This is a genomic window from Pedococcus sp. P2_A3 (assembly GCF_056405035.1).
In genome coordinates, this window is the sequence record NZ_JBFUCW010000020.1 from 1 (window position 1) to 23,241 (window position 23,241).

26 protein-coding genes, 1 tRNA gene and 1 riboswitch are annotated in these 23,241 nt (G+C 70.4%); of the genes, 10 read left to right on the plus strand and 17 right to left on the minus strand.

Features of this window, described 5'->3' with window-relative positions; all coding sequences use genetic code 11:
- The 7 genes from AC1DX8_RS15560 to AC1DX8_RS15590 form a co-directional block, all read right to left on the minus strand.
- Positions 1 to 879, minus strand: an 879-nt coding sequence (locus AC1DX8_RS15560; protein ID WP_477630845.1) for a DUF222 domain-containing protein, incomplete at its 3' end; no start/stop codon positions are given.
- Between the two features lie 179 nt (positions 880 to 1,058).
- Positions 1,059 to 1,493: a VOC family protein gene (locus tag AC1DX8_RS15565; protein WP_477630846.1), complete on the minus strand. Its 435-nt coding sequence runs from the start codon at positions 1,491 to 1,493 to the stop codon at positions 1,059 to 1,061.
- Positions 1,478 to 2,794, minus strand: a complete 1,317-nt coding sequence (locus AC1DX8_RS15570; protein WP_477630847.1) for a class I SAM-dependent methyltransferase — start codon at positions 2,792 to 2,794, stop codon at positions 1,478 to 1,480. Before AC1DX8_RS15570 ends, AC1DX8_RS15565 begins: the two co-directional genes overlap by 16 nt.
- Positions 2,791 to 4,209: an FAD-binding oxidoreductase gene (locus AC1DX8_RS15575; protein ID WP_477630848.1), complete on the minus strand. Its 1,419-nt coding sequence runs from the start codon at positions 4,207 to 4,209 to the stop codon at positions 2,791 to 2,793. The genes AC1DX8_RS15570 and AC1DX8_RS15575 overlap by 4 nt, the downstream gene beginning before the upstream one ends.
- A gap of 67 nt (positions 4,210 to 4,276) precedes the next feature.
- Complete coding sequence (locus AC1DX8_RS15580; protein WP_477630849.1) at positions 4,277 to 4,639, minus strand: hypothetical protein; 363 nt, start codon at positions 4,637 to 4,639, stop codon at positions 4,277 to 4,279.
- Between the two features lie 2 nt (positions 4,640 to 4,641).
- The gene (locus AC1DX8_RS15585; RefSeq protein WP_477630850.1) at positions 4,642 to 4,902 is read right to left on the minus strand and encodes a DUF6295 family protein; all 261 of its coding nucleotides are present in this window, start codon (positions 4,900 to 4,902) and stop codon (positions 4,642 to 4,644) included.
- Between the two features lies 1 nt (position 4,903).
- Positions 4,904 to 5,656, minus strand: a complete 753-nt coding sequence (locus AC1DX8_RS15590) for a dienelactone hydrolase family protein (RefSeq protein WP_477630851.1) — start codon at positions 5,654 to 5,656, stop codon at positions 4,904 to 4,906.
- Positions 5,657 to 5,745: 89 nt separating this feature from the next.
- On the opposite strand from AC1DX8_RS15590, the gene AC1DX8_RS15595 reads away from it, so the two are divergent.
- Complete coding sequence (locus tag AC1DX8_RS15595) at positions 5,746 to 6,459, plus strand: 4a-hydroxytetrahydrobiopterin dehydratase (protein WP_477630852.1); 714 nt, start codon at positions 5,746 to 5,748, stop codon at positions 6,457 to 6,459.
- 11 nt (positions 6,460 to 6,470) lie between these two features.
- Here AC1DX8_RS15595 and AC1DX8_RS15600 read toward each other — a convergent pair whose 3' ends face one another.
- From AC1DX8_RS15600 to AC1DX8_RS15620, 5 genes are all read right to left on the minus strand, one after another.
- Complete coding sequence (locus AC1DX8_RS15600) at positions 6,471 to 6,638, minus strand: Flp family type IVb pilin (RefSeq protein WP_477630853.1); 168 nt, start codon at positions 6,636 to 6,638, stop codon at positions 6,471 to 6,473.
- A 296-nt stretch (positions 6,639 to 6,934) separates the two neighbouring features.
- Positions 6,935 to 7,011: transfer RNA gene (locus tag AC1DX8_RS15605), tRNA-Val, on the minus strand.
- 99 nt (positions 7,012 to 7,110) lie between these two features.
- Positions 7,111 to 7,566, minus strand: coding sequence for a TIGR02611 family protein (locus AC1DX8_RS15610; RefSeq protein WP_477630854.1), 456 nt, complete (start codon positions 7,564 to 7,566; stop codon positions 7,111 to 7,113).
- Positions 7,563 to 8,408 carry an aminotransferase class IV gene (locus tag AC1DX8_RS15615; protein WP_477630855.1) on the minus strand — a complete coding sequence of 282 codons (846 nt, stop codon included), beginning with the start codon at positions 8,406 to 8,408 and terminating at the stop codon, positions 7,563 to 7,565. Before AC1DX8_RS15615 ends, AC1DX8_RS15610 begins: the two co-directional genes overlap by 4 nt.
- Entirely contained in the window at positions 8,405 to 9,445 is a 1,041-nt protein-coding gene (locus AC1DX8_RS15620) for a chorismate-binding protein (protein WP_477630856.1), read from the minus strand. The genes AC1DX8_RS15615 and AC1DX8_RS15620 overlap by 4 nt, the downstream gene beginning before the upstream one ends.
- A gap of 35 nt (positions 9,446 to 9,480) precedes the next feature.
- Here AC1DX8_RS15620 and AC1DX8_RS15625 point away from each other — a divergent pair, with 35 nt between their 5' ends.
- A complete protein-coding gene (locus AC1DX8_RS15625) occupies positions 9,481 to 10,704 on the plus strand; it encodes a CapA family protein (RefSeq protein ID WP_477630857.1) in 1,224 nt (407 codons plus the stop codon).
- Between the two features lie 16 nt (positions 10,705 to 10,720).
- Here the strand turns inward: AC1DX8_RS15625 and AC1DX8_RS15630 are convergent, their stop codons facing one another.
- The gene (locus AC1DX8_RS15630; RefSeq protein WP_477630858.1) at positions 10,721 to 11,467 is read right to left on the minus strand and encodes an SAM-dependent methyltransferase; all 747 of its coding nucleotides are present in this window, start codon (positions 11,465 to 11,467) and stop codon (positions 10,721 to 10,723) included.
- Between the two features lie 91 nt (positions 11,468 to 11,558).
- Here AC1DX8_RS15630 and AC1DX8_RS15635 point away from each other — a divergent pair, with 91 nt between their 5' ends.
- The 3 genes from AC1DX8_RS15635 (at position 11,559) to AC1DX8_RS15645 (ending at position 14,153) form a co-directional block, all read left to right on the plus strand.
- Positions 11,559 to 12,665: a CE1758 family FMN-dependent luciferase-like monooxygenase gene (locus AC1DX8_RS15635; protein WP_477630859.1), complete on the plus strand. Its 1,107-nt coding sequence runs from the start codon at positions 11,559 to 11,561 to the stop codon at positions 12,663 to 12,665.
- Positions 12,662 to 13,279 carry an FMN reductase gene (locus AC1DX8_RS15640; RefSeq protein WP_477630860.1) on the plus strand — a complete coding sequence of 206 codons (618 nt, stop codon included), beginning with the start codon at positions 12,662 to 12,664 and terminating at the stop codon, positions 13,277 to 13,279. Before AC1DX8_RS15635 ends, AC1DX8_RS15640 begins: the two co-directional genes overlap by 4 nt.
- A gap of 106 nt (positions 13,280 to 13,385) precedes the next feature.
- Positions 13,386 to 14,153, plus strand: a complete 768-nt coding sequence (locus AC1DX8_RS15645; RefSeq protein WP_477630861.1) for a glucose 1-dehydrogenase — start codon at positions 13,386 to 13,388, stop codon at positions 14,151 to 14,153.
- A gap of 87 nt (positions 14,154 to 14,240) precedes the next feature.
- Here AC1DX8_RS15645 and AC1DX8_RS15650 read toward each other — a convergent pair whose 3' ends face one another.
- On the minus strand, positions 14,241 to 14,831 hold the full coding sequence (locus tag AC1DX8_RS15650; RefSeq protein WP_477630862.1) for a hypothetical protein: 591 nt from the start codon (positions 14,829 to 14,831) through the stop codon (positions 14,241 to 14,243).
- Between the two features lie 123 nt (positions 14,832 to 14,954).
- On the minus strand, positions 14,955 to 15,449 hold the full coding sequence (locus tag AC1DX8_RS15655) for a pyridoxamine 5'-phosphate oxidase family protein (protein WP_477630863.1): 495 nt from the start codon (positions 15,447 to 15,449) through the stop codon (positions 14,955 to 14,957).
- A gap of 128 nt (positions 15,450 to 15,577) precedes the next feature.
- Between AC1DX8_RS15655 and AC1DX8_RS15660 the strand changes: the two genes are divergently transcribed.
- The 3 genes from AC1DX8_RS15660 to AC1DX8_RS15670 all read left to right on the plus strand — a co-directional run bounded on the left by AC1DX8_RS15660 (position 15,578) and on the right by AC1DX8_RS15670 (position 17,591).
- Positions 15,578 to 16,003, plus strand: coding sequence for a pyridoxamine 5'-phosphate oxidase family protein (locus AC1DX8_RS15660; protein ID WP_477630864.1), 426 nt, complete (start codon positions 15,578 to 15,580; stop codon positions 16,001 to 16,003).
- 139 nt (positions 16,004 to 16,142) lie between these two features.
- Entirely contained in the window at positions 16,143 to 16,571 is a 429-nt protein-coding gene (locus AC1DX8_RS15665; RefSeq protein ID WP_477630865.1) for an OsmC family protein, read from the plus strand.
- Between the two features lie 36 nt (positions 16,572 to 16,607).
- Positions 16,608 to 17,591 (plus strand): CorA family divalent cation transporter, encoded by a 984-nt coding sequence (locus AC1DX8_RS15670; RefSeq protein ID WP_477630866.1) that lies wholly within the window; start codon positions 16,608 to 16,610, stop codon positions 17,589 to 17,591.
- A 36-nt stretch (positions 17,592 to 17,627) separates the two neighbouring features.
- Here AC1DX8_RS15670 and AC1DX8_RS15675 read toward each other — a convergent pair whose 3' ends face one another.
- Complete coding sequence (locus AC1DX8_RS15675) at positions 17,628 to 18,683, minus strand: ribonucleotide-diphosphate reductase subunit beta (protein WP_477630867.1); 1,056 nt, start codon at positions 18,681 to 18,683, stop codon at positions 17,628 to 17,630.
- Positions 18,680 to 21,100 (minus strand): ribonucleoside-diphosphate reductase subunit alpha, encoded by a 2,421-nt coding sequence (locus AC1DX8_RS15680; RefSeq protein WP_477630868.1) that lies wholly within the window; start codon positions 21,098 to 21,100, stop codon positions 18,680 to 18,682. The genes AC1DX8_RS15675 and AC1DX8_RS15680 overlap by 4 nt, the downstream gene beginning before the upstream one ends.
- Before the next feature lie 135 nt (positions 21,101 to 21,235).
- Positions 21,236 to 21,477: riboswitch (cobalamin riboswitch) on the minus strand.
- 67 nt (positions 21,478 to 21,544) lie between these two features.
- Here AC1DX8_RS15680 and AC1DX8_RS15685 point away from each other — a divergent pair.
- Positions 21,545 to 22,708: a DUF4185 domain-containing protein gene (locus AC1DX8_RS15685; protein ID WP_477630869.1), complete on the plus strand. Its 1,164-nt coding sequence runs from the start codon at positions 21,545 to 21,547 to the stop codon at positions 22,706 to 22,708.
- A 119-nt stretch (positions 22,709 to 22,827) separates the two neighbouring features.
- Positions 22,828 to 23,232 carry a nuclear transport factor 2 family protein gene (locus AC1DX8_RS15690; protein ID WP_477630928.1) on the plus strand — a complete coding sequence of 135 codons (405 nt, stop codon included), beginning with the start codon at positions 22,828 to 22,830 and terminating at the stop codon, positions 23,230 to 23,232.
- Positions 23,233 to 23,241 lie beyond the last annotated feature (9 nt).

Below are 23,241 nucleotides of genomic sequence, written 5' to 3' on the forward strand. Positions count from 1 at the left end.
GGGGAGGTGTTCGAGCAGCTCGACGAAGGCCCGGCCGTACTTCTGGGACCAGTCGAGGTCCTCGGCCCGGAATGCGTTCCAGGTCGCCTCGGCCACCTGCTCGGCGCTCAGGTCCGCGCCGKCCGCCGCTGCCTTGAGCTTGGCGTCCTTGGCTGCCTGSTGGGCGAACCGGCGTGGTGAGGCGATCTGCTGGATCACCTTGGTGAGGATCTGYCCGGCGAGGGTGGGGACGGTGAAGTGCCCGGTGGTGGTGCCGTCGTGGTTGTCGTGCAGGGTCAGCCTGGTCGCGGCCAGSGCGCGGTCTTCCTCGCTGCGCAGCACCGCGTCCTCGTGGGCGTCGACCTGCGCGTGGGACCGGTGCGTGGACTCCAGGGCCCGGCGGGCCTTGCGGCGCAGCGCGGGCGGGTCGAGGTGCTTGGCGACCGACACCAGGGACTGCTCGATCGCGGCCCGTTCACTCGCGTCGAGCCCGGCGGGCAGCTGCTGCGCCGCGGTCGCGATCACCAGCGCGTGCTCGGTCGACAGCTCGCCGGCGCCGAGCGCGTCCCGGGTCGCGCTCAGCCCGGCGTCAAGGGCGGTCGCCAACCGCACCTCGCGCGCCGCCGACGCGCCGTCGCGCCGCGAACGCGCAGCCAACCACGCCGCGGTGCCGGTCATCCCCGCATCGGCGGCGACATCGGACTTGTCCACCACCGACACCAGCGCCAGCTTCAGCGCCTGCAACCGGGTCACCGCCCGGTCCACCTCCGCGATCAGGCTCGACGCCGCATACCCCGACAGGTCGGCCACCGACGCACACCGGTCGAGCACGGCATGCACCTGACGCACCCCATCAGCGACCGCGAGCGGCGGCGACGGGTGCAGGGGTGCGATGGCCATACCTCATCGTATTCGAACACCTGTTCGAACGTCAAGCAATGCAAACACACACTGCAACGTTCAAACAGCGTCGAAAACAAGGTCGCCCGACCGGGAGCGACTCGCTCCAGCGACCGACTCCGCGGGGCCGACCGTGCTGTGTGCTCATCGACGGGCAGGTTTCAGCCCTCGAACAGAGCTCAGCCGCGGAGCAGGGTGCGTCCGTCGTCGGTGACGGTCCAGAACGGGTTATGCGCGACCTCCCAGGGGTGGCCGTCCGGGTCGATGAAGACCCCGGAGTAGCCACCCCACGAGGTCTCGGCCCCCGGGCGACCGATCACCGCCCCTGCCGCGTCGGCCTGGCTGAGCACGTCGTCGACCTCCTCCGGGCTGCGCAGGTTGAGGGCGAGGGTCACCCCGCCCCACCCACCGTGGTCCGCGACGGCGGAGTCCTCCGCCAGGGCGCCGCGGTCCCACAGCGCCACGACCACCCCGCCACACTGGAAGAAGGCGACCTCGTCGTCGTCGTTGCCCCGCTCCCACCCCAGGGCGGTGTAGAAGCGCTCGGCCCGGCCGAGGTCGGCGACACCGAGGGTCACCAGCGAGAGCCGTTGCTCCACTATGCGTTCCACCACGGACGCAATGGCAGGTCGGCGCGACCTCGGTCGTCGAGCTTGACGGCCAGGACCTGGTGGAGCTGCACGACGTTGCGCTCGAACCCGACCCGGGAGCCGGCCATGTAGAGACCCCACACGCGGGCCGTGGCCTCGCCCACCTCGTCGACGCAGGCGTCCCAGTTGTCGCGCAGGTTGGCGCACCAGCCCGCGAGGGTGCGGGCATAGTGCTCGCGGAGGTTCTCCTCGTGACGGACCTCGAGGCCGGCGTCCTGGGCCGCCGCGATGATCGTGCCCGAGCCGGTCAGCTCGCCGTCGGGGAAGACGTATCGGTCGATGAAGGCACCCGTCGAGGTGCGCTTGTTGTCGGGACGGGTGATGCAGTGGTTGAGCAGCATCCCGCCGGTGCGCAGGTGAGCCTTGATGAAGCCGAAGTAGGCCGGGTAGTTGCGGACCCCGATGTGCTCGGTCAGACCGATCGACGACACGGCGTCGAAACCCGTCTCGCGGATGTCGCGGTAGTCGCTGTGCCGCACCTCGGCGAGGTCCTGCAGACCCTCGCGACGGATCGCCGCCTGGGCCCAGGCGGCCTGCTCGGCCGAGAGGGTGGCGCCGATCACGTGCACGCCGCGCCGCGCGGCATACCGGACCATGCCTCCCCAGCCACAGCCGATGTCGAGGAGCCGGTCACCCTCCTTCAGCCGGAGCTTGTCGAAGACGAGCCGGTACTTGTTCTCCTGTGCCTCCTCGAGCGAGGCGCCGTCGTGGGGGTAGCAGGCGCAGGTGTAGGTCATCGACGGGCCGAGGACGTACTCGTAGAACGTGTTGGACACGTCGTAGTGGTGGTGGATCGCCTCGGCGTCACGGGTCTTGCTGTGCCGCAACCCTTCGGCGACGCGACGCCACCGGGGCAACGCCTCCTGGGGCGGCGGGGGCGGCGGCTTGAGCAGCTCCACGCCCAGCGACCGGGCGATGGCGGCGGCCGTCTTGGGCGGAGGCATCCGGAAGTGCAGGTCGCCCATCGCGTTGAGCAGCTCGTAGGGGTCGCCCGGGTGGACGCCGGTGAGGTCGAGGTCGCCCGCGACGTACGCGCGCGCCATGCCCAGGTCGCCCGGCGCGGTCGCGAGGTAGCTCGCACCGCGCGGCGACTTGAGGTCGAGGCCGTACGCGGCGTCCTCCGGTCCGGTGGACGACCCGTCGAACGCGGTGAACCTCAGCGGCAGGCCATCGGCCGTCACGGCGTCGAGGATCTCGGCCATCGACAGCCGGTCGGGACCGGAGCTGTGGTGGGAGCCGGCCCGGTTGGTCCTGAGAATCGTCACTTGCGTTGCACCGCCTTGGAGTAGAGGTCGAGCAGTCGGGACTTCGGGTCGTAGCGCCTCTTCAGGTCGGCGTAGGTGTCTCCGCCGTAGAGCCGCCAGAACTGATCTTCGTCGTAGTAAGCGTCGGAGTAGAGGGACTTATGTCCGTCGAGTGCAGTGACCTGCTCCTCGATGAGCCGGTTGGCCGCCCCCTCGGGCTCGCCGGGCGTCCTGGGGACGCTGGACCAGAACCCGACGTTGACGTAGGTCTCGCCCGGCTTCAGGGGGTAGAGCGGCCACTCGCCCTTGCTGCGCACGGGGCACAGCCAGATCGGCTCGATGGGGATCTCCCGCAGGAACCAGTGCACGAACTCGGCCGTGCGCCCCAGCGGCACCTCGATGTCCTGGACGACGCGCTCGCGCGGAGGGCGCCCCTTGCGGGCCTCCAGGCGATCGGCCACGTCGAAGCGGTGGTCGAGCGCGATCAGCTTCCAGTAGAACGAGCTGCGGCGGTAGCGACGCGGCCAGAGGCGGCGGACGCGGGGGTTCTGCGCCCCGAACGCCCGGCTGCACCAGAACCAGTCGGTGTCCCAGCGCCAGAGGTAGTCATGGATGGTGAGCCGGTCGACCTTCGGCAGCGGCGAGTCGTGCTGGATCGAGCGGTAGTAGACCTGCTGGCCGGTGTAGTCGCTGACCGGTCCCGGCTGGGCAGTCTGCGTGCCGAGGGTGAGGTAGCACTCCGTCGCGGAGAACACGACGCCGTCGAGGTAGTCGACCTGCTGTCCGTCGTGCTCCCCCGTGTCGCAGACCCGGCCCATCACGGCCACGAGGGACTCGACGTCGTGGAACCGGACGTGGCGCAGCGCCACGAAGGGGTCCACGGGCTCGAGTGCGATCCGCAACCGCGTCGCGTAGCCGAGCGTGCCGTAGGAGTTGGGGAAGCCGTGGAAGAGGTCGGCGTGCTCCCCCTCGGGCCGGGCGGTCACGATCTCGCCCGCGCCGGTGAGGATGTCCATCTCCAGCACCGACTCGTGGGGCAGGCCGCTGCGGAACGACGTCGACTCGATGCCGAGTCCCGTGACGGCGCCGCCGAGGGTGATGGTCTTGAGCTGGGGCACCACGAGCGGCGCCAGCCCGTGCGGGAGAGTCGCCTCCACGAGGTGCTCGTAGGTGCACATGCCCTGCACGTCGGCCGTGCGCGCCTCGGCGTCGACCGCGAGCACCTGGTCGAGCAGCGCAACGTCGAGGCCGGGTGCGTCGGTGCGGGCCCGCGCGCGGAAGAGGTTGGAGGTCTTCTTGGCGAGCCGCACCGGGGCATCCGCAGGGATCGCGGCATAGCTCGCAGCAAGGCGTCCCACGGCGACGTCGTGGCGCGCACGAGCGTCTGTGGGAACCTTCACGATCCGCCCAGTCCCAGCGTCGACGAAGTCCGGCACGCTCCGACCCTATGCCGCCGCGGCGACAGTCGTCACCCGGGATGCCAGCAGTCGGGCGGCGTGTCGTTCAGGACTCGTCGAGTCCGTCGTTGCGAGCGACGGCCGTGACCTCGTCACCCACCCGCACGGTGCCCTCGCGACGCACCGCGGCATACACCCCGGGACAGTCGCGGGCGGTGCCCGTGACCTCGAGCTCGATGCCGCCGGCCACGAGGAGGCCACCGATGGCGGCGGTCAGCTCGGTCCGCGGCAGCGACACGACGAGGTTCGCGCGGGTGTCGGGGCCGAGGTCCTCGGCCGCCACGACGTGCACCGGCGCCCTCTTGCGTCGGTCACCGGCCAGGCCCGCGGCCTCGACCGACGCCTCCTCCAGAGCCCGGCCGGGCTGGCCGCTCACCGGGTAGACGTGGAGCTCGGTCACGACGGCCATGGTCACATCCCCTCCGGTGCCGAGGCGAGAGCTTCCTCGATCGCCCGCACGAGGCGGGTCGCCGAGTCACGGGTGAGCTCCACGGCCACTCGCGCCCCCGGCCCGCTCAACGGGTCGGCGAGGTCGAGGTTGAGGGTGTGCTCGGCCATCGCGTGGACGGGGTGGTCGTAGTAGACCGTCGCGTCCGTGACGTGGAACCACTGGCCACCCGGACCCTTGGCGCTGCCGTCGACCTGCTCGGTGACCGTGGCGTAGGTGCACATGTCAGCTCTCCCGTCCGGCGAGGTGGTGGTCGAAGAACGCCGCGATCCGTTCCCAGCCGTCGGTGGCCGCCGCGACGCGGTAGCCCGGGCGGTCGACGGCGAAGAAGGCGTGCCCGGCGTCCTCGTACGAGTGGAACTCGTGCGGCTTCCCGAGCTCGTCCAGGCGCCGGTCCAGCTCGGCCACCTGGTCGGGGCTGGGCGTCTTGTCGTCGGTGCCGAACAACCCCAGCAGGGGTGCCGCCAGGGACGGCAGCTGGTCGACGAGGTTGGTGACCTTGATCGGGTAGCCCTCGGGAGGCTCACCCGTGACGAAGGCGCCATAGCAGTCGACGGCGGCGTCGAGGTCGAGGTGGCAGGCGGCCAGGACCGCCTGCCGCCCACCGGAACAGTGCCCGATCACCCCCACCGAGCCGTTGTTCGTCGGCAGTGCCCGCAGGTATGCCGCGGCGGCACCGACGTCGGCGACGAGCCGTGCGTCGGGCACCCCGCCCCGCGCCCGGACGGTGGCGGCGGCGTCCGACGGGTCGGCGCCGGGAGCCTCGCGGCTGTAGAGGTTCGGACAGATGGCGTCGTACCCGAGCTCGGCGAACCGGCGCACCATCTCCTTCGTGGYGCGGTCGTAGCCGGGCATGTGGTGGATGACGACGACACCTCCGCGGGTGTGTTCGCCGTCCGGCCGGGCGAGGTAGGCCTCCACCTCCGCGTCGTCGACGCCGGCCAGGACAACGGTGGTCGCGCTGAGGGAGTCGCTCACGCCTCGGATGCTATGCGACCGGGACGCGGTGGAAGGGGGAAGCGGTGACGGGGGGCGCTGCGTCTCGACCGCGGATAGGGTCCCCGACCATGGACATGCTGAAGGGCACCGAGATCGCCGATGCCGGGCTGACCGACTGGCGCAAGCTGGCCCAGGGGCTGCACGCCCGCTACCTGGTCGACGACTTCGCCAGCGCGGCACGGTTCGTCACCGCGGTCGGTGAGGCCGGGGACGCTCTGGGGCACCACCCGAGCGTGGCGATCGGCACGGGGTACGTCGACCTCAAGCTGGTCAGCACCAACGCCATCTACCGTGACGATGACGGCACCGAGTACGTCGTCGAGTGGGTGACGCAGCAGGACGTCGACCTCGCGCGGCGGATCACCCAGGTCGCCGCTGACCAAGGAGTCGACGCCGATCCGGCCTCGGTCAGCGTCGTCGAGCTCGGCCTCGACACGACCCGGCCCGCCACCATCGCACCGGTGTGGGCCGCCCTGCTGACCGGTGATGCCGGGGCCCAGGGCCACGGCTCCCCCAGTGACGAGATCCGGGACGCCACCGGACGGGTGCCGAACCTGTGGTTCGGGGACGCCGACGGGCACGAGACCGCACGCCACCGCTTCCACGTCGAGGTCTACGTGGCGCCCGAGGTCGCCGAGCAACGCATCGCCGCCGCCGTCGCGGCAGGGGGCACCGTCGTCGACGACAGCAACGCGCCAGCACTCACCGTGATCGCCGACCAGGACGGCAACACCGGCGTCCTGTGCGTCGCCGAGCCCCCGTCAGGGACGACTGCAGCCTGAGGCCGCGCGCGTCAGATGCTTCCGGCGGTGTTGTTGAAGATGGTCGAGAGGTTCGTCCCCAGCAGGGCGACGGCAACGATGATGACGAGCGCGATCAGGGCGACCATCAGGCCGTACTCGACGGCGGTGGCGCCGCGGTCGGTCCTGAGGGTCCGGAACTTGGTCAGGTACGTGGACATTGGGGCACTTCCATCCCGAGGTGGTGGTAACCGATGAGTGGAGGGTGCCAGACCCCGCGACCGAGACCATCGCCCGTTTGCAGGAGATCGTCCGGGCTTTTGCGCACACCGGCGGCCACTAGCCTGCGGTGGACTGCAGAGCCCTGTGGTGGACCGTGGGCACCTGCGCTGGGCTGGGTAGCCTGAGCCGAGCCTGAGAGCCCGAGCCGAACAACACCGAGCCGAACCAGACCTGGGCCGAACCGGAGAGCCCGGTGGGCTGACCAGAGCGCCCGGTGGTCGACGGGACGAAGCCGTGGTGGACGTGAAGGGACTCGAACCCCTGGCCTCTCGCGTGTGAAGCGAACGCTCTAACCAACTGAGCTACACGTCCAGTGCCCTCGCCACGCACGGTGACGATCGGGCCTGCCGAAGAATAGCCGGATCAGGCGCACGAGGTGAAATCGACCCCCGCGACCCCGGCTGATCGCCCTCAGAGCCCAGGCAGGTCCTTGATCTGGTCCTCGATGGAGTCGGGGAAGAAGGCCGGGACACCCGACAGGAGGAACAGCCCGTAGAAGATCGCCAGCACCAGTGCCAGCGTCACCAGACCCACCAGCCCCTTGAACCAGACCGGTTTGGGAGCGAGCCACTCACCCCAGGCCCGCACTCTGTCCTCAGCGAAGTCGAACAGTCGTCGAGCCCACTCGAACTCCGAGGCCCAGATCCGCAGACCGACGAAGACGATGACCCAGCCCGGCCCGGGAAGCGGGATGAGAGCCAGCCCACCACCCACGATGGCCAGGCCCACCAGCGCCACCACCACGCGGTAGATACGGCGGCTGTGCGGGTTCGCGCGCAGCCGGCGGCGCCACTCCCAGTCCTCCTCGACGTGCTTCTGTGGGTCGTCGTCCACGTCAGGCACGGCGACGCCGTGACGCTCGCTCACGGGTCCATCCGCTCGGCCGCGAGCCGCGCGAAGAGAGCGGCCGCGCGAGCGGTCACCGGGCCGGGTTCCAGGGCGCGGTCGTCGACGGCGTGGATGGCCAGGACGTCCTTGGTGCTGCTGGTGATGAAGACCTCGTCGGCCTCCCGCAGAACCTCGAGGGGAAGGGCTTCCTCGCGCACCTCGAGCCCGTCCTCCCGGCACCACTCGATGGTCACCTCCCGGGTGATCCCGGCGAGGCATCCCGAGTCGAGCGGCGGCGTCAGGACCACTCCACCGACGACGACGAAGATGTTCGAGCCGGTGCACTCGCAGAGCTCGCCACGGGTGTTGGCGAACACCGCCTCGATCGCCCCGCGTTCCTTGGCATACGCCAGGGCGACGACGTTCTCGGCATACGAGGTGGTCTTGAGGCCGGCCACGGCAGAGCGCTCGTTGCGCGTCCAGGGGACGACGGCGACCGAGGCGCTCTGCGGCGGGCGCGGCTGGGCGCCGGCGGTGACGATGTAGGTGAGCGGGCTGTCGTCGCGGTCTGACCCCAGCGGTCCAGCACCGCCGGTCACCGAGTAGCGCAGCCGACCGAACTCGATCTCGTCACCAGCCTCGAGCACCGCCTTGGCCCCCTCGGCGAGGTAGTCGTGGTCGGCGGCGGGCAGGCCGAGACCGGCGAGGGTCCGGTCGAGCCTGCGGGCGTGCCTCGTCGCCGCGAAGACCTGGCCGTGGTCGATCTTGGCTGTCTCGAACGCGCCGTCCCCCACCGTCACCCCGTGGTCGAGCGCCGTGATGGACGGCTCGTCGACGGCGGTCAGCCGACCGTTGACCCACACCCGTGGCTCGTTGCTCATGCCTCCACCCTCCCAGACGCCAGACCGACCAGGCGTCGGGACTTCACCTGAGTCTCCACCCATTCCTGCTCAGGGTCGGAGCCCCAGGTGATCCCCGCGCCGGTCCCGAACCGCAGCCACCGCTTCCCCTCGTCGTCCCGTTGCGCCCAGAACGAGCGGATGCCCACGGCGAGTTCCGCCGTGCCCTCGTCGCCGTCGACCCAGCCGATCGCCCCGCAGTAGGGACCCCGGGTGGCCGGTTCCAGGTCGGCGATGGCCTGGAGGGCCGTGTGCTTGGGCGCTCCCGAGACCGAGCCGGGTGGGAAGGTGGCCGCCATCACCTCTCCCCAGCCGATCCCGGGTCGCAGCCGGCCGGACACGGCGGACACCAGGTGCACCAGCCCCGGGTGGACCTCCGGACGGCAGAGGTGGTCCACCACCACGGTCCCCTCCCGGCAGACGTGGGACAGGTCGTTGCGCACGAGGTCGACGATCATGACGTTCTCCGCGTAGTCCTTGGGCAGCATGGCCCCGAGACTGGTGGCGGTGCCCTTGATCGGCCGCGACTCGAAGCGGTTGCCGTCACGGAGCAGGAAGGCCTCCGGGCTCGCACAGACGACGTCGAGCCCGGCCGACGGCACGAACACCCGACCCGAGTGCGGAGCCGGGTTGCCCCGCTCGAGCAGGCGCGCCAGCCCGTCGAGGTCGGCCTCCTCGGGCAGCGGGTGCGAGACGACCCGACAGAGGTTCACCTGGTAGACGGTGCCGGCGGCGATCCGTTCGCGGATCTCCCGCACCCCGGCAAGGTATGCCGCGTGGTCCAGGCTCGTGTGCCAGTCGCCCCTCAGGGGCGACCAGGGGGCCGGGGGTGGTGGAGGGGCGTGACGGTCGACCTGCGCGAAACGTACAGCGGTCACCGCCCCCTCGAACTCGGCGACGACGCCCCAGAACCCGCCATCGAGGAAGTCGAGGTCCGAGGCGTCGAGGTCACGGTGCACCTCGACCGGGCTGGTGGCCAGGACCGAGCCGAACCTCGCGTGCCCCGTCGCCGCTTCCACGGTGGCGATCCTAGGCCGACCTAGACTCACCCATCATGCGCCCTCCCGCCGCTGCCGCAGCTGCCACCCGGTCGCCCTCGGCACTGGCCTCGGTGCTGGTGCTGGCCGTCGTCGCGGCCCTGTCGGGCTGCCAGGGCTCCGCATCCTCGGCGTCGGGCGCCGTGACGGCGACGGCGAGCTCCTCCAGCTCCGCCACCACGACGGCCGCCACCACGACCTCCGACCCGGCAGCCGCCCCCACCCCGCCGGTCACCACCGCAACGAACCCCGCCGCGACGACGACCACCACCACCACCGACCCCGACACCCTGACGATGGCCTTTGCCGGCGACGTCCACTTCGAGGACTACCTGGCGCCACTCGCCAGGGACCCGCACGGCCTGGACGCGCTGCAGTCGTCGCTGGGTGCCGCCGACCTGGCGATGGTCAACCTCGAGACCGCCATCACCGAGCGCGGCACCAAGATCGGCAAGGAGTTCCACTTCCGGGCGCCCGCGTCGGCGCTGGCAACGGTCAAGGGTGCCGGTATCGACGCGGTGAGCATGGCCAACAACCACGGAGTCGACTACGGGCCCGTGGGCCTGGCGGACACCCTGGCGGCGAAGCGGACCAGTCCGGTGCCGATCGTCGGCATCGGCAAGGACGAGGACGAGGCCTTCGCCCCGGCCGTCCTGTCCGCCAAAGGGCTCAGGGTGGCGGTCTTCGGAGCGTCCGAGGTCTTCGAGATGACCCTCGCCCGCTACTCGGCCGGGCCCGGCAAGGGTGGCATCGCCAGCGCCTCCCCCGTGAACCGGCTGCGTGCAGCGGTCGCCAGGGCGGCGGCGAGGTACGACGTCGTGGTCGTGTTCCTGCACTGGGGACTGGACTACCAGGCCTGCCCCGACCGTCTCTCGGTGCAGACCGCCGAGGCACTCGAGGGGGCGGGTGCGGACATCATCGTCGGCGGCCACTCCCACCGGGTGAACGGCGCGGGCTGGCTGGGGCGGTCCTACGTCGACTACGGGTTCGGCAACTTCGTGTGGTGGCGCAGCCAGGAGCCCGACTCACGCTCAGGGGTGCTGACCCTGTCGATCGACGTGAAGGCGGCCCGCGGCACGAAGCGCAGGCCGAGCAGCGTGGTGCGCGACGCGGTCTGGACGCCGATGCTCATCGGCACCGACGGCATACCTCGGCCAGCCGGAGCTGCCGACAGCGCTCGGCTCCTCGCCCTGTGGAAGCAGGCCGGGGCGTGCGCCAACCTCGCCACCGCGCCGGGGTGACCGACGACCGCTGAACTCAGCGCCCCAGGACGAGGTAGCAGAACTGGAGCACCCCCCGGTAGGTGCGGACGTAGGCGTCGAGCTGGGCGTCGAGACGGCTGCGGACGTCGGCCGCGCGGTCGTCGTCGCCGTGGGCGAGCAGCCACTCCTGCCGGGCCGCCCGCCAGGTCGACTCGAAGTCGTCCCACTCCCTCAGGTCGGCCGTGGAGAGGTGGAGCACCCTCCACCCGCTCTCCTGCACGTGCTCGAGCAGCCGGGTCAACGGCACCACCTCCTCGAACATGGCAGCGGCCTCGGGGCTGGGCGGGTCGGTCCAGCAGGCATCGCCGTAGAGGAGCCGCCCACCGGGCGTGGTGAGCTCGGCCAGCCGCGCGAGGGCGCGCTCGGTGCCACCGAGCACGTGGCTGGACCCGATGCACAGGAGGCGGTCCGCGGGCCGGTCCCAAGCGACGGCCTCCGCCTCGACGAACTCGACCCGTGAGCCCAGGCCCCGGGCCTCGGCCAGCCGGCGGCCCCGCTCCAGGCCGTCGGGGTCGACGTCGACTCCCACACCGGTGGCACCCGTGGACTCCACGGTGCGCAGCAGCAGCTCACCCCACCCGCACCCGAGGTCGGTGACGCGGTCGCTGCGCCCCACGGCAAGGCGCTCCACCAGCAGGGTCGCGTGCTCCTCGGACAGCGGCGTGTTCCAGCGCATGCGGTCGTAGCGGGAGCGCTCGGGATCGCTCCCGTCGTGGACGTCGGTGAGGTCAGGGGCTGCCATGGGCCACACTCTGCCGCACGGGGAATGCCCCGGGAGGACCCACTGTTACGGTAGTTGAAATTCAAACTACCTAGCCAGGAGCGCGAGCGACATGCAGTTCGGAATCTTCACGGTCGGCGACGTCACCACCGACCCCACCACGGGGACCACCGTCAGCGAGAACGAGCGCATCAAGCACACCGTGGAGCTGGCCCGCCTCGCCGAGCAGGTCGGGCTCGACGTGTTCGCCACCGGCGAGCACCACAACCCGCCGTTCGCCGCGCCTGCCAACCCCACCGTCCTCCTCGCCCACCTCGCAGCGGTCACCGAGCGCCTCGTGCTGTCGACCTCCACGACGCTGATCACCACCAACGACCCGGTGCGGCTGGCCGAGGACTACGCCTACCTCCAGCACCTCGCGGACGGTCGCATCGACCTGATGATGGGTCGCGGCAACACCGGCCCGGTCTACCCGTGGTTCGGCAAGGACATCCGTGACGGCATCCCGCTCGCCGTCGAGAACTACGCCCTGCTGCGCCGGCTCTGGACCGAGGAGAACGTGACCTGGGAGGGCAAGTACCGCGGCCCCCTGCAGTCCTTCACCTCCACGCCGCGACCCCTCGACGGCATCGCGCCCTTCGTCTGGCACGGGTCGATCCGCAGCCCCGAGATCGCCGAGCAGGCGGCCTACTACGGCGACGGCTTCTTCCACAACAACATCTTCTGGCCGATGAGCCACACCAAGCAGATGGTCGCGCTCTACCGTCGCCGCTTCGCCCACTACGGGCACGGCAGCGCCGACCAGGCGATCGTCGGCCTCGGTGGACAGGTGTTCATGCGGGCCAACAGCCAGGACGCGGTGCGCGAGTTCCGTCCCTACTTCGACAACGCGCCGGTCTACGGGCACGGCCCGTCCCTCGAGGACTTCAGCCGCGAGACGCCCCTCACGGTGGGCTCGCCCCAGCAGGTCGTCGAGCGGTATGCCGCGATGGCCGACGCGGTCGGTGACTACCAGCGCCAGCTGTTCCTCGTCGACCACGCCGGCCTCCCCCACCGGACCGCCATGGAGCAGGTCGAGCTCCTCGGCACCCAGGTGGTGCCCGAGCTGCGGAAGATCGCCGCGGCACGCAAGCCGGCCCACGTGCCGGACGCCCCCACGCACGCGAGTCGGCTCGCGGCAGCCGCCACCCTGCACCAGGACCTGGAGGTCACCCGATGAGCACCCGTCGAGTCGTGGTGGTGCAGGCCGGGCTCGGGCAGCCGAGCAGCAGCCGGCTGCTGGCCGACCGCCTGGCCACCGCCACCGGCGACGCGCTCCTCGAGCGCGGCGACGAGGCCGAGGTCGTGTCCATCGACCTGCGCGAGCACGCGCACGCGATGGCCGACGCGCTCCTCACCGGCTTCGCCACCGGTGAGCTCAGGGCGGCCCTCGACGCCGTGCGTGCTGCCGATGCGGTCATCGCCGTCACGCCGGTGTTCCAGGCCTCCTTCAGCGGCCTGTTCAAGACCTTCGTTGACGTCCTCGACGACGGATCGCTGCGGGGCACACCGGTCCTGATGGCGGCCACCGCCGGGACGGCCCGCCACTCGCTGGTCCTCGAGCACGCGATGCGCCCGATGTTCGCCTACCTCAAGGCGGTCATCGTCCCCACCGCGGTGTTCGCGGCATCGGAGGACTGGGGCACCGGTGGCACCGTCGACTCTGGTCTCTCGGCACGCATCGACATCGCTGCCGCCGAGCTGGCCGACCTCCTCACGGGCCGGCCTCCCCGGACCGACCGCGTCGACGAGTTCGCCGACCCGGTCCCGTTCGAGCAGCTGCTCGGCCACTGACCCTCGGTGAGCCCGGGCAGCCCGGGCTGACCGGGCAGCCCGGCCCGGGACGGGGTATGCCGCGTGGTCACCGGTCTCCCGGGGTCAGCGGCCCTAGATTGGTCGGATGAACGCACTGGACCGCTTCTCCCTGGTTGGCCGTGTCGCCGTCGTCACCGGCGGGACCCGAGGACTGGGGGCGGGTTTCGCCCGCGCGCTGGGTGATGCGGGAGCGGCGGTCGTCCTCGTGGGACGCGACGCCGCCGCGGCAGAGGAGGTGCTGGAGTCGTTGCGCGACAACGACATCCGCGCCGACTTCGTGGCTGCGGACGTCACCGTCGCCGAGGACGTGCAACGGGTGCTCGACGCCAGCCTCGCCCTCCACGGTCGCGTCGACGTGCTGGTCAACAACGCCGGCGCCTGCGTGCACGCCCCGGCCCTCGACGTGACCCCCGAGGACTGGCGCGCGGTGATGGCCGTCAACCTCGACGCGGTGTGGACGTGCTCACAGACGTTCGGACGTCATTTCGTCGGCCAGGGCGCCGGGTCCATCGTCAACATCGGCTCGATGTCGGGCTTCATCGTCAACCGGCCCCAGTGGCAACCGGCCTACAACGCCTCCAAGGCGGCCGTGCACCACCTGACCCGCAGCCTGGCTGCCGAGTGGGCCCCGCACGGCGTGCGCGTCAACGCGCTGGCCCCGGGTTACATCAAGACCGACATGTCCCCTGTCGACGACCCGAGGTTCCGCCAGCACTGGATCGACGACGCCCCCATGCAGCGGTACGGCACGGTGGAAGAGCTGGCACCGGCCGTGATCTTCCTGGCCAGCGACGCGTCCTCCTTCGTGACCGGCTCGGTGCTCGTGGCGGACGGTGGCTACACCGCTTTCTGAAGCCGGCTGTCGCGTCCCGTCGACGGGACGCGACAGAGCCCCCGTTCCAGGGGGAACGGGGGCTCTGGTCCTGGGGGGCGAGGCCCGTCAGGCGATGGCCGGCTTGGTGCTGACGCGTCGCGCGGCGACCCCGACCTCTTCCTCCTCGGGGACGCGGCGCAGGTGCCGGAACCCCAACCCAGCGAGGATGAGCATCGCTGCGGCACCGATGAAGCTGGACCACGCGGCATACATGGCGATCTTGCCCATCGTCCCGAAGGCGTACGCGTTCAGGAGCAGGCCACGCAGGGTCTCACCCTTGAAGGCGAGGTCGACCATGCCCTGGGCCTTCGGGTCGTTCGGGTTCGCCCGGGCTGCGGCACTCAGCTCGGAGTAGGTCTTGCCACCGGTCGCCTCGTCGAGGTGGACCTTGATGTAGTGGTCGGCCCACGCCTTGGCCTGGGCGCCCGTGGTGAGCTGCTGGCCGGCGTACTGCTCGAGGTAGGGCTTGACCAGCGGGTCGTTGAGCTGCTCGCTTCCCTTGGCGGGGAAGGTGATGTGCTGCGCCGAGAGCTGGGAGTGGACCTCGTTGCCCACGAAGTTGCTGGCCCAGGTGAGCAGGCCCCCTGCCACGAGGAGAACGGCGGCAACGATCAGGCCACCGGTCGTGAGAAGGGCGTCGAGAGTACGTCGTCGCATGGTGGTTGTTCCTCCTTGAGTGCTTGGCACCCATCTAGATGTCGTTCTGACACTGCAACTTTGGCGTCTGGGCACCGGGCTGCTCAGGGCCAAAGGTCCTGTCTTTGCCAGGCTGCGCCCGCGTCAGGAGCCCGCTCCGGTGGACGACGCCGACGACCGGTACCCGCCCTTGACCACGAAGCGTCGTCCGGACACCGAGTCCGGGTGGATGCGCATGATCCGTGGTTTGGGTGCGTCGTGCCACGGGTGCACAGGCAGTCGCATCGCCGCGAGGGCGTCGTCGAGCTGGTAGACCTCGTTGGCGACCCCACGGACCACGACGCTCCACGCCTCGGCCCGCTCGACGTCGTAGCCGTCGACCTCGAACGCGACGAAGGTGCCGTCCGCGGAGGTGAACAGCGTGCCCGAGCCGGTGCGGAAGACCACCGTCCCGTGGTCGACGGCGTAGTTGATGGGGAAGATGTCGGGACGCCGGTCGTGCACGACGGCGAGCCGTCCGACGACCCCTTCCCGGAGGCCTTCCCAGCACTGGGCGACCGTGAGCTCCTGCATCGGAGCCCGGTCAGGCCCGGCCTGGTCGTGGGGGTCCTGGGCGTGGGTGTTCTTCTGGGTGTCCATGGAACGACGATCCCCCTCCTCCGGCCCCGTGTTCAGGGTCCAAGGTCCCTGTCCGCGTCGCGCCGCCCGTCAGACCCTGAGTACACCGCCCCCGATCTGGCATGGGGCGCCCAGGAGAGGAGGACGACATGGCGGACATCGTCCGTCCCACGGACCACACCGGTCTTGAGGTCCTCGATCTCGAGACCTGTCTCGCGAGGCTTGTCGCCGTCCCCGTGGGCCGACTCGCCTTCCACCTCGACGGAGAGCTGACCATCCTGCCCGTCGCGCACACGCTCGACGGTGTCGACGTCTGCTTCCGTACCACTGGCGACTCCAAGATCCAGGCTGCTGTCGACCGCGACGCGGTCGCCTACGAGGTGGACGAGTTCGATGCGGAGACGAAGACGGGGTGGAGCGTGCTGGTCCAAGGGACCGCCATGATCGTCGACGACGAGGCGGATGTCCGCCGGCTCGACCAGGCCGCGCGTGCCCCGTGGGTGCCTCCCCACCGGGAAGCGAGCACGTGGGTGCGCATCCGGACCCAGAGCATCACCGGTCGCGCGCTGGTCTGACTGCCGACTCCTCCGCGACGACCTCGACCCCGGCAGCGCGCCGCAGGGTCCGTGGTTCTGGTCCGTGGTCCCCAGCGTTGCGGTTGTGGGCGGAACGCCTAGATTGGGGCTGACCGTTCCGTCGCTCGAAGGAGTACTCATGGCCACCACCCGCACCGCCGCCGCCCACTGGGAAGGGTCCCTCATGCAGGGCTCCGGTCAGGTCGAGCTCCAGTCGTCCGGGACGGGGACGTTCGACGTGTCATGGCCCGCGCGCGCGGAGGCCGCGAACGGCCAGACCAGCCCGGAGGAGCTGATCGCTGCGGCCCACTCGACCTGCTACTCGATGGCGTTGTCCCACGCCCTCGCCCAGGCCGGCACGCCGCCCACCTCGATCGACACGACGGCCAACGTCACCTTCCAGCCGGGCACCGGCATCAMCGGCATCGCCCTGTCCGTGGTGGGCAACGTCCCCGGCATCACCGCCGAGCAGTTCGAGGAGGCAGCCCAGGGGGCCAAGACCGGCTGCCCCGTCAGCCAGGCGCTGTCCGCGGTCCCGATCACCCTGGAGACGAGCTTCACCGGCTGAGGCCGGCAGCTCGGTCGAGTCAGGGACACAGCCGAGATGGACGCCTGGTGGGTGTCCGACGCCGGGCTCGAGGAGCTCGACGTGAGGCAGGTCGACGACCTCCTGCGGCGTGACGACGGGTTCGTCTGGCTCGACGTGCCCGAGTTCGACGACGAGGCGGAGGCGCTCCTGCGCGACCACTTCCACGCCCACCCCATGGTCGTGAAGGCTTGTCGCGAGAGGAACTTCGTGCCGTCCGTGCACGGCTACGAACACCACACCTTCGTCATCGTGCACACACCGCTCGCCGGCGAGGGTGGTCACGTCCACATGCTCGAGCTCGACCAGCTGGTGGGCAGCCGCTACCTCGTGACCGTCCACGGGCCACGCAACCCGGCCGTGTCGCTCGCCGACGCGACCGAGGAGACCCGCACGGTGCACGACCGCATCCGTGCGGGTCGGTTCCGGCCGAAGACCCCGAGCGAGCTGTCGTACGCCATCGGTTCGGCCGTGGCGCGGCGTCAGAGTGCGGCGGTCAAGGATGTCGCCAGCCGCTTGCCGGCACTGGAGATGCGGGTCATGGGCTCGGACTTCCACCAGCCCGAGGAACTCCTCGAAGAGCTCTTCCTGCTGCGGCACGAGCTGCTCATCTCCCGGACCCAGGCCGGTCAGGCGCATGAGGTCTACGGGCGACTGGCGTCGCTGGAACGGTTCGCCAGCAAGGAGTCGCAGCGCCACGCCCGCGACCTGTCGGAGCAGTTCGACCGGGTGCGCAGCCTCGCGGACGGCGAGAGCCAGTTCCTCTTCGGGGTGATCGAGCTCTACCAGACGAGGGTCACCACCAAGATGACCGTGGCCATGGAGCGACTCGCCGTCATCGCGGCGATAACGCTGCCGGTCACCGCGATCGCGTCCATTTACGGCATGAACGTCATCGTCAACTCCAGCACCCACTGGGTGCAGCTCATCATCGTGCTCGCCGTCATGGCGTCGATCAGCCTGTGGCTGCTGCGCTGGGCGCGGCGCCAGGGCTGGTGGTGAGCCGGCCCCGGCGCCCTGCGACCTGAATCCCTCGGTCTAGAACTCCTCGTCGAACCCCACCGACCCGGTCACGCCGACCTGGTAGGCCGAGACGCGTCGCTCGAAGAAGTTCGAGAGCTCCTGCACGTCCTGGAGCTCCATGAAGGCCAGCGGGTTCTTCGAGCCGTACTCGGGCTCGAGCCCGAGCTGCTCGAGGCGACGGTCGGCCACCGACTCGAGGTAGGTGCGCATGTCGGTCGTCGAGAGCCCCGCCACTCCCCCGCCCAACAGGTCCTGCGCGAACTGCGCCTCCGCGTCCACGGCGTCACGCATCATCGCCCGCACCTGGTCGGCGAGCTCCTCGTCGAAGAGGTCCGGCTCCTCGCGGCGCACGGTCTCCACGACGTCGAACGCGAAGGCCATGTGCATCGACTCGTCCCGGAACACCCAGTTCGTGCCGCTCGCGAGCCCGTTGAGCAGGCCCCGTGAGCGCAGGAAGTAGACGTACGCGAACGCGCCGTAGAAGAACAGCCCCTCGATGCAGGCCGCGAAGCAGATTACGTTGAGCAGGAAGGCTCGTCGGTGCGCCTTGGTCTCCAGCTTGTCCAGGTCGAAGACCGAGTCGATCCAGCGGAAGCAGAAGTCGGCCTTGTCCTTGATCGACGGGATGTTGTCGACCGCCGCGAAGGCCTCGTGCCGCTGCTTCTCGTCGGGGACGTAGGTGTCGAGCAGGGTCAGGTAGAACTGCACGTGCACGGCCTCCTCGAACAGCTGCCGGCTCAGGTAGAGCCGACCCTCCGGGGAGTTGATGTGCTGGTAGAGGTTGAGGACCAGGTTGTTGGCGACGATGGTGTCGCCGGTCGCGAAGAACGCCACCAGCCGGCCCACGAGGTGCCGCTCCGCCGCGGTCAACCGCTGGAGGTCCTTGAGGTCGGAGTGCAGGTCGACCTCCTCGACGGTCCAGGTGTTCTTGATGGCGTCGCGGTAGCGCTCGTAGAAGTGCGGGTAGCGCATCGGCCGCAGGGTGAGGTTCATCCCCGGGTCGAGCAACATCTTCCCGGCGGTGGTCGTGGTGCTGGTGGCGGTGGTCGAGGTGGTGCTGGTGGTGGTCACTGGCAGGCCTCGCAGCTCTCGGGGTTCTCGAGGGAGCACGCGATGGCTTCCTCGTCGGGGACGGTCGGGACCGTCGGGACTGGTGCGGCGACGGAGGTCGTCGCCTGCTGGATGCGGGTCGCCGGGCGCGACCGCAGGTAGTAGGTCGTCTTGAGCCCGGCCTTCCACGCGTAGAGGTACATCGAGCTGAGCTTCCCGATCGTCGGCGAGGCGAGGAACAGGTTGAGCGACTGGCTCTGGTCGATGTAGGGCTGACGCGCGGCTGCCAGCTCGATCAGGGACTTCTGGGGCAGCTCCCACGCGGTGCGGAAGAGCAGGCGCACGTCCTCCGGGATCTGCGTGATGCCCTGGACCGAGCCGTCACTGCGCTTGATCGCCTCGCGCACCTCGGGGGTCCACAGACCGCGTGTCTTGAGCTCGCGCACCAGTGCGGTGTTCACCTGGAGGAACTCCCCCGACAGCGTCTCGCGCTTGAACAGGTTGGACACCTGCGGCTCGATGCACTCGTACGCTCCCGCGATCGAGGCGATGGTGGCCGTCGGCGCGATCGCGATCAGCAGCGAGTTGCGGAGTCCGTTGTCCTTGATGGCCTTGCGCACCTGCTTCCACCGCTCGGTCTGGGTGGGGGTGACGTCCCAGAGGTCGGGTTGCAGGTCACCGCGCGCTGCGCGCGTCTGCCCGTATGCCGGGTGGGCGCCGTGGTCGGCGGCCAGCTGGCTGGAGCGCTCGAGGGCGGAGAGGTAGACCTCCTCCGCGATCCGGGTGGACAGCTCCTTGGCTTCCGGCGAGTCGAACGGCAGTCGCAGCGCGAACAGCACGTCCTGCAGCCCCATCACACCCAACCCCACCGGACGCCAGCGCGGGTTCGAGGCGGCCGACTCCTCGCTCGGGTAGTAGTTGATGTCGATCACGCGGTCGAGGTAGGTGACGGCGGTGCGGACCGTGGCGCGCAGCTTGTCCCAGTCGACCCCGGCCCGATCGGCATCCAGGTGCTGGGCGAGGTTGACCGAGCCCAGGTTGCAGACCGCCGTCTCGTCGTTGCTGGACACCTCGATGATCTCGGTGCACAGGTTCGACAGGTGCACCACCGGTGCTCCCGGCACCTGCTCGTCGCTGGTCTGGTTGCAGGTGCGGTTACTGGCGTCCTTGAAGGTCATCCAGCCGTTGCCGGTCTGGGCCAGGGTGCGCATCATCTTGCCGTAGAGCTCTCGCGCACTGACCTGGCGCACGAAGCGCCCGTCGCGCTCCGCGGCGGCATACACCTCCTCGAAGGCGGGGCCCCAGAGGTCAGGCAGCTCGGGGACCTCGTTCGGGTCGATGAGGCTCCACTGCTCGTCGGCCTCCACCCGGCGCATGAAGTCGTCGGGCACCCAGTTGGCCAGGTTGAGGTTGTGGGTGCGGCGGGCGTCCTCGCCGGTGTTGTCACGCAGCTCGAGGAACTCCTCGATGTCGGGGTGCCACGGCTCGAGGTAGACGCACGCGGCGCCCTTGCGACGGCCGCCCTGGTTGACGGCCGAGACCGACGAGTCGAGGGTGCGCAGCCAGGGGACGATGCCGTTGGAGTGACCGTTCGTGCCGCGGATCAGCGCCCCGCGAGAACGCACCCGGGACCACGAGATGCCAATGCCCCCAGCGAACTTCGACAGCTTGGCGACCTGCGCGTAGCGGTCGTAGATGGACTCGAGCTGGTCCTGGGGGGAGTCGACCAGGTAGCACGACGACATCTGTGTGTGCCGGGTGCCGGAGTTGAAGAGCGTCGGTGAGCTCGGCAGGTAGGCCAGGGAGGCCATCAGGCGGTAGAAGCCGATCGCCTCCTGCGGCGTGTGGGACAGGCCGCAGGCGACGCGCAGCAGGAAGTACTGCGGGGTCTCCAGGACCATTCGCGTCTCGGGGTGGCGCAGCAGGTAGCGGTCGTAGACGGTGCGCAGGCCGAAGTACTCGAAGCGTCGGTCGTTGGTGACGTCGACGGCGTGGTCGAGCTTGCGGGCGTTGGCCTCGACGAAGGCCGCGGTCTCGTCACCGATCAGGCCCTCGAGGTGACCGAGGCGCACGGCCTGGCTGAACGATGCGATCTGCTGCCCCCGCACCTCCTTGTCGATGTAGTTCGACAGCAGCCGTGCCGCCAGCCGCGAGTACTCCGGCTCGGCGGCAGTCATCTCGGCGGCGGTCTGGATCGACAGCCGGTCGAGCTCGGCGGTCGTGGCGCCGTCGTAGAGGCCGCTGATGGTGCGCGTGGCGATGCTCATGGGGTCGACCTCGGTGAGGTCGTCGCACCAGCGCTCCACGGCGCGCACGATCTTCATCACGTCGACGGGTTCGCTGTCGCCGTTGCGCTTGCGCACCGCCATGGTCGTGCGGCGGGTGGCGTGCTGTCCTGTGGCCGGGTCGTCGATGACCTCGGTGGTCGTGTCGGTCACTGCTCTCTCCTCGCGAGCGATTCGGTGCCGCGGAGACGAGGAGGGGACGACGACACGGCCACCGCCTCCGGGAACCGGGTGCGGTCGACCGTGCATGTCGTGTGACCCGCCCTCGAGGCCACGACTCACCGCACACGGCGTGCGCGGTCGCTGGCAGGTCTTCGGACTCGCGGACCAACGCGTCGGTGACCGTGCTTCTGGTGGTCGCCGACCCGGTTCCTACTGGCCGTCGCTTCCCACCCGCGTGGTGCGAGCAGTGCTTGGTGACGGCGGTCGTTTCCGCTTACCGCTGCGGGGCAGTCCCGGAGTCACACCGGGTTCCCTCTTGCCCCGGAGCCCGATTGCGCGGCCTCCGGACCAGCAAGAGACACCATATGCGGGTGGTGGTGCGAATCCGTGGCACCACATGTTGGGTCCGCGTGTCGCGTCCTTAGGATTGCGGTCATGCGCCGCGTCTCCCCCGTCTTCGCCGGGGTCGCGCTCCTCGTGGCGTCCCTCGCCCTCGCGGACTGCTCCGCGCCCGGCAGCGGCGAGGCCACCGAGACCACCGGCGACGCGGCATACCCGCGCCTGGCGCCGGCCTGCGCGAAGGTGCCGTCGACGGGGAGGCCACCTGCGGTGACGGTCGCGCAGCTAAACCGGATCGTGGCCGGCCTCGACCTCCCGCTGTGGCAGGCCGGCGACATCGGGGCCAGCGCCAGGCTGCCGGACGACCGGATCGTGTGGGTGTTCGGCGACACGGTCCGCGGCGACGGCATCACCCCGCGCGTCGTCGCGAACTCGATGCTCGTGACCAGCGGCCTCTGCACGTCGCAGGTGGAGACCGCCGGGCAGGGGCCGGTGATCCCCGACCGGCCTGACGGCGTGGTGCACTGGCCGATGTCCGTGGTGTCGGTGACCCGGCCGGAGGGCGACGTCCTCGTCGTGATCTCCGCTCGCATCCGTCGGGGCACCTCCGGCGGCCTCGACTTCACCTACCTCGGCAGCAGCGCCACGATCTTCGACGTGCCGGCCGGCGGGGCGCCGGCCCTGCGGCAGCAGCTCGACATCACGCCGGACGACCCGGCCCCGGACCAGGTCAACTGGGGTTCCGCGATGACGGTCAGCGGTGGCTGGCTCTACGTCTACGGCACCCGGCTGCCCAGCAAGGACTCCTTCGGCCGTGCCCTGTATGCCGCGCGCGCCCCGGTCGCGGTCGCGCGCAACCGTGCGACGTGGCAGTTCTGGGACGGCGCCGACTGGGTGGGAGACCCGGCCCGGGCCGCGGCGATCCTGCCTGCTCGGGGAGGCGTCTCGCAGACGCTGTCGGTGGATGCGCTCGACGGCCAGTTCGTCATCGTCTCCAAGCGGGACGGCGACCTGGGCAACACCGTCTACGCGTGGTCGTCCGACTCCCCCGTCGGGCCGTGGACCGCCCAGCGCGGCACGAGGGCCGAGTTCCAGGACCCCTCCGGACAGCTCAAGTACGCCCCGCTGGCCCACCCGGGCATCACCCTGGCCGATGGTCGCCTGCTGATCTCGATCTCCCGCAACACCACCGACTTCAGCCGGCTCCTCACCGACCCCTCGCTGGGTCGACCGGTGTTCGCGGAGATCGACCGGCCCTGACCGCGGCGCGCGAGCTCCTTCAGCCCAGCCCCGTCCCGCCAGCCCCGTCCCGGCAGCCCGGTCACGGCAGACCCTTGCTGAGGAGGGCCGGGCGGACGACGATGGCAGTCGTGAGCAGCATGCTCGAGCGCCTGACCGAGGCCCAGAACGCCCACGACGCCGACCGGTTCGCGTCACACTTCGCCGAGGACTACGCCAGCGCGCAGCCGGCGCACCCGGGGCGAGCCTTCCGCGGCCGGGCCCAGGTGCTGGCGAACTGGACGTCCGTCTTCGCCGGGGTGCCGGACTTCCAGGCCGCCCTGGTCGCCTCCTGCGTCGCGGGCGAGACCGAGTGGGGCGAGGTGGACTGGCGCGGCCACCACGTCGACGGCTCGGGTTTCTCGATGCGGGGTGTCATCGTGATCGTGGTCCGCGACGACCTGATCGCCGAGGGCCGCCTCTACGTCGAACCGGTCGACGTCGAGGGAGACGACATCGAGTCAGCGGTGGAGCAGCTCTACCGACCACCCACCCAGGCAACGTAGGAAGGGAAG

What these genes read in the sequence shown, in the direction of transcription:
- AC1DX8_RS15635 (WP_477630859.1), top strand. Translation starts at nt 11,559, where the DNA reads ATGCAGTTCGGAATCTTCACGGTCGGCGACGTCACCACCGACCCCACC.
- AC1DX8_RS15655 (WP_477630863.1), bottom strand. Translation starts at nt 15,449, where the DNA reads ATGGACACCCAGAAGAACACCCACGCCCAGGACCCCCACGACCAGGCC.
- AC1DX8_RS15690 (WP_477630928.1), top strand. Translation starts at nt 22,828, where the DNA reads ATGCTCGAGCGCCTGACCGAGGCCCAGAACGCCCACGACGCCGACCGG.
- AC1DX8_RS15600 (WP_477630853.1), bottom strand. Translation starts at nt 6,638, where the DNA reads ATGTCCACGTACCTGACCAAGTTCCGGACCCTCAGGACCGACCGCGGC.
- AC1DX8_RS15685 (WP_477630869.1), top strand. Translation starts at nt 21,545, where the DNA reads ATGCGCCGCGTCTCCCCCGTCTTCGCCGGGGTCGCGCTCCTCGTGGCG.
- AC1DX8_RS15650 (WP_477630862.1), bottom strand. Translation starts at nt 14,831, where the DNA reads ATGCGACGACGTACTCTCGACGCCCTTCTCACGACCGGTGGCCTGATC.
- AC1DX8_RS15615 (WP_477630855.1), bottom strand. Translation starts at nt 8,408, where the DNA reads ATGAGCAACGAGCCACGGGTGTGGGTCAACGGTCGGCTGACCGCCGTC.
- AC1DX8_RS15625 (WP_477630857.1), top strand. Translation starts at nt 9,481, where the DNA reads ATGCGCCCTCCCGCCGCTGCCGCAGCTGCCACCCGGTCGCCCTCGGCA.
- AC1DX8_RS15580 (WP_477630849.1), bottom strand. Translation starts at nt 4,639, where the DNA reads ATGGCCGTCGTGACCGAGCTCCACGTCTACCCGGTGAGCGGCCAGCCC.
- AC1DX8_RS15670 (WP_477630866.1), top strand. Translation starts at nt 16,608, where the DNA reads ATGGACGCCTGGTGGGTGTCCGACGCCGGGCTCGAGGAGCTCGACGTG.
- AC1DX8_RS15645 (WP_477630861.1), top strand. Translation starts at nt 13,386, where the DNA reads ATGAACGCACTGGACCGCTTCTCCCTGGTTGGCCGTGTCGCCGTCGTC.
- AC1DX8_RS15595 (WP_477630852.1), top strand. Translation starts at nt 5,746, where the DNA reads ATGGACATGCTGAAGGGCACCGAGATCGCCGATGCCGGGCTGACCGAC.
- AC1DX8_RS15660 (WP_477630864.1), top strand. Translation starts at nt 15,578, where the DNA reads ATGGCGGACATCGTCCGTCCCACGGACCACACCGGTCTTGAGGTCCTC.
- AC1DX8_RS15630 (WP_477630858.1), bottom strand. Translation starts at nt 11,467, where the DNA reads ATGGCAGCCCCTGACCTCACCGACGTCCACGACGGGAGCGATCCCGAG.
- AC1DX8_RS15585 (WP_477630850.1), bottom strand. Translation starts at nt 4,902, where the DNA reads ATGTGCACCTACGCCACGGTCACCGAGCAGGTCGACGGCAGCGCCAAG.
- AC1DX8_RS15640 (WP_477630860.1), top strand. Translation starts at nt 12,662, where the DNA reads ATGAGCACCCGTCGAGTCGTGGTGGTGCAGGCCGGGCTCGGGCAGCCG.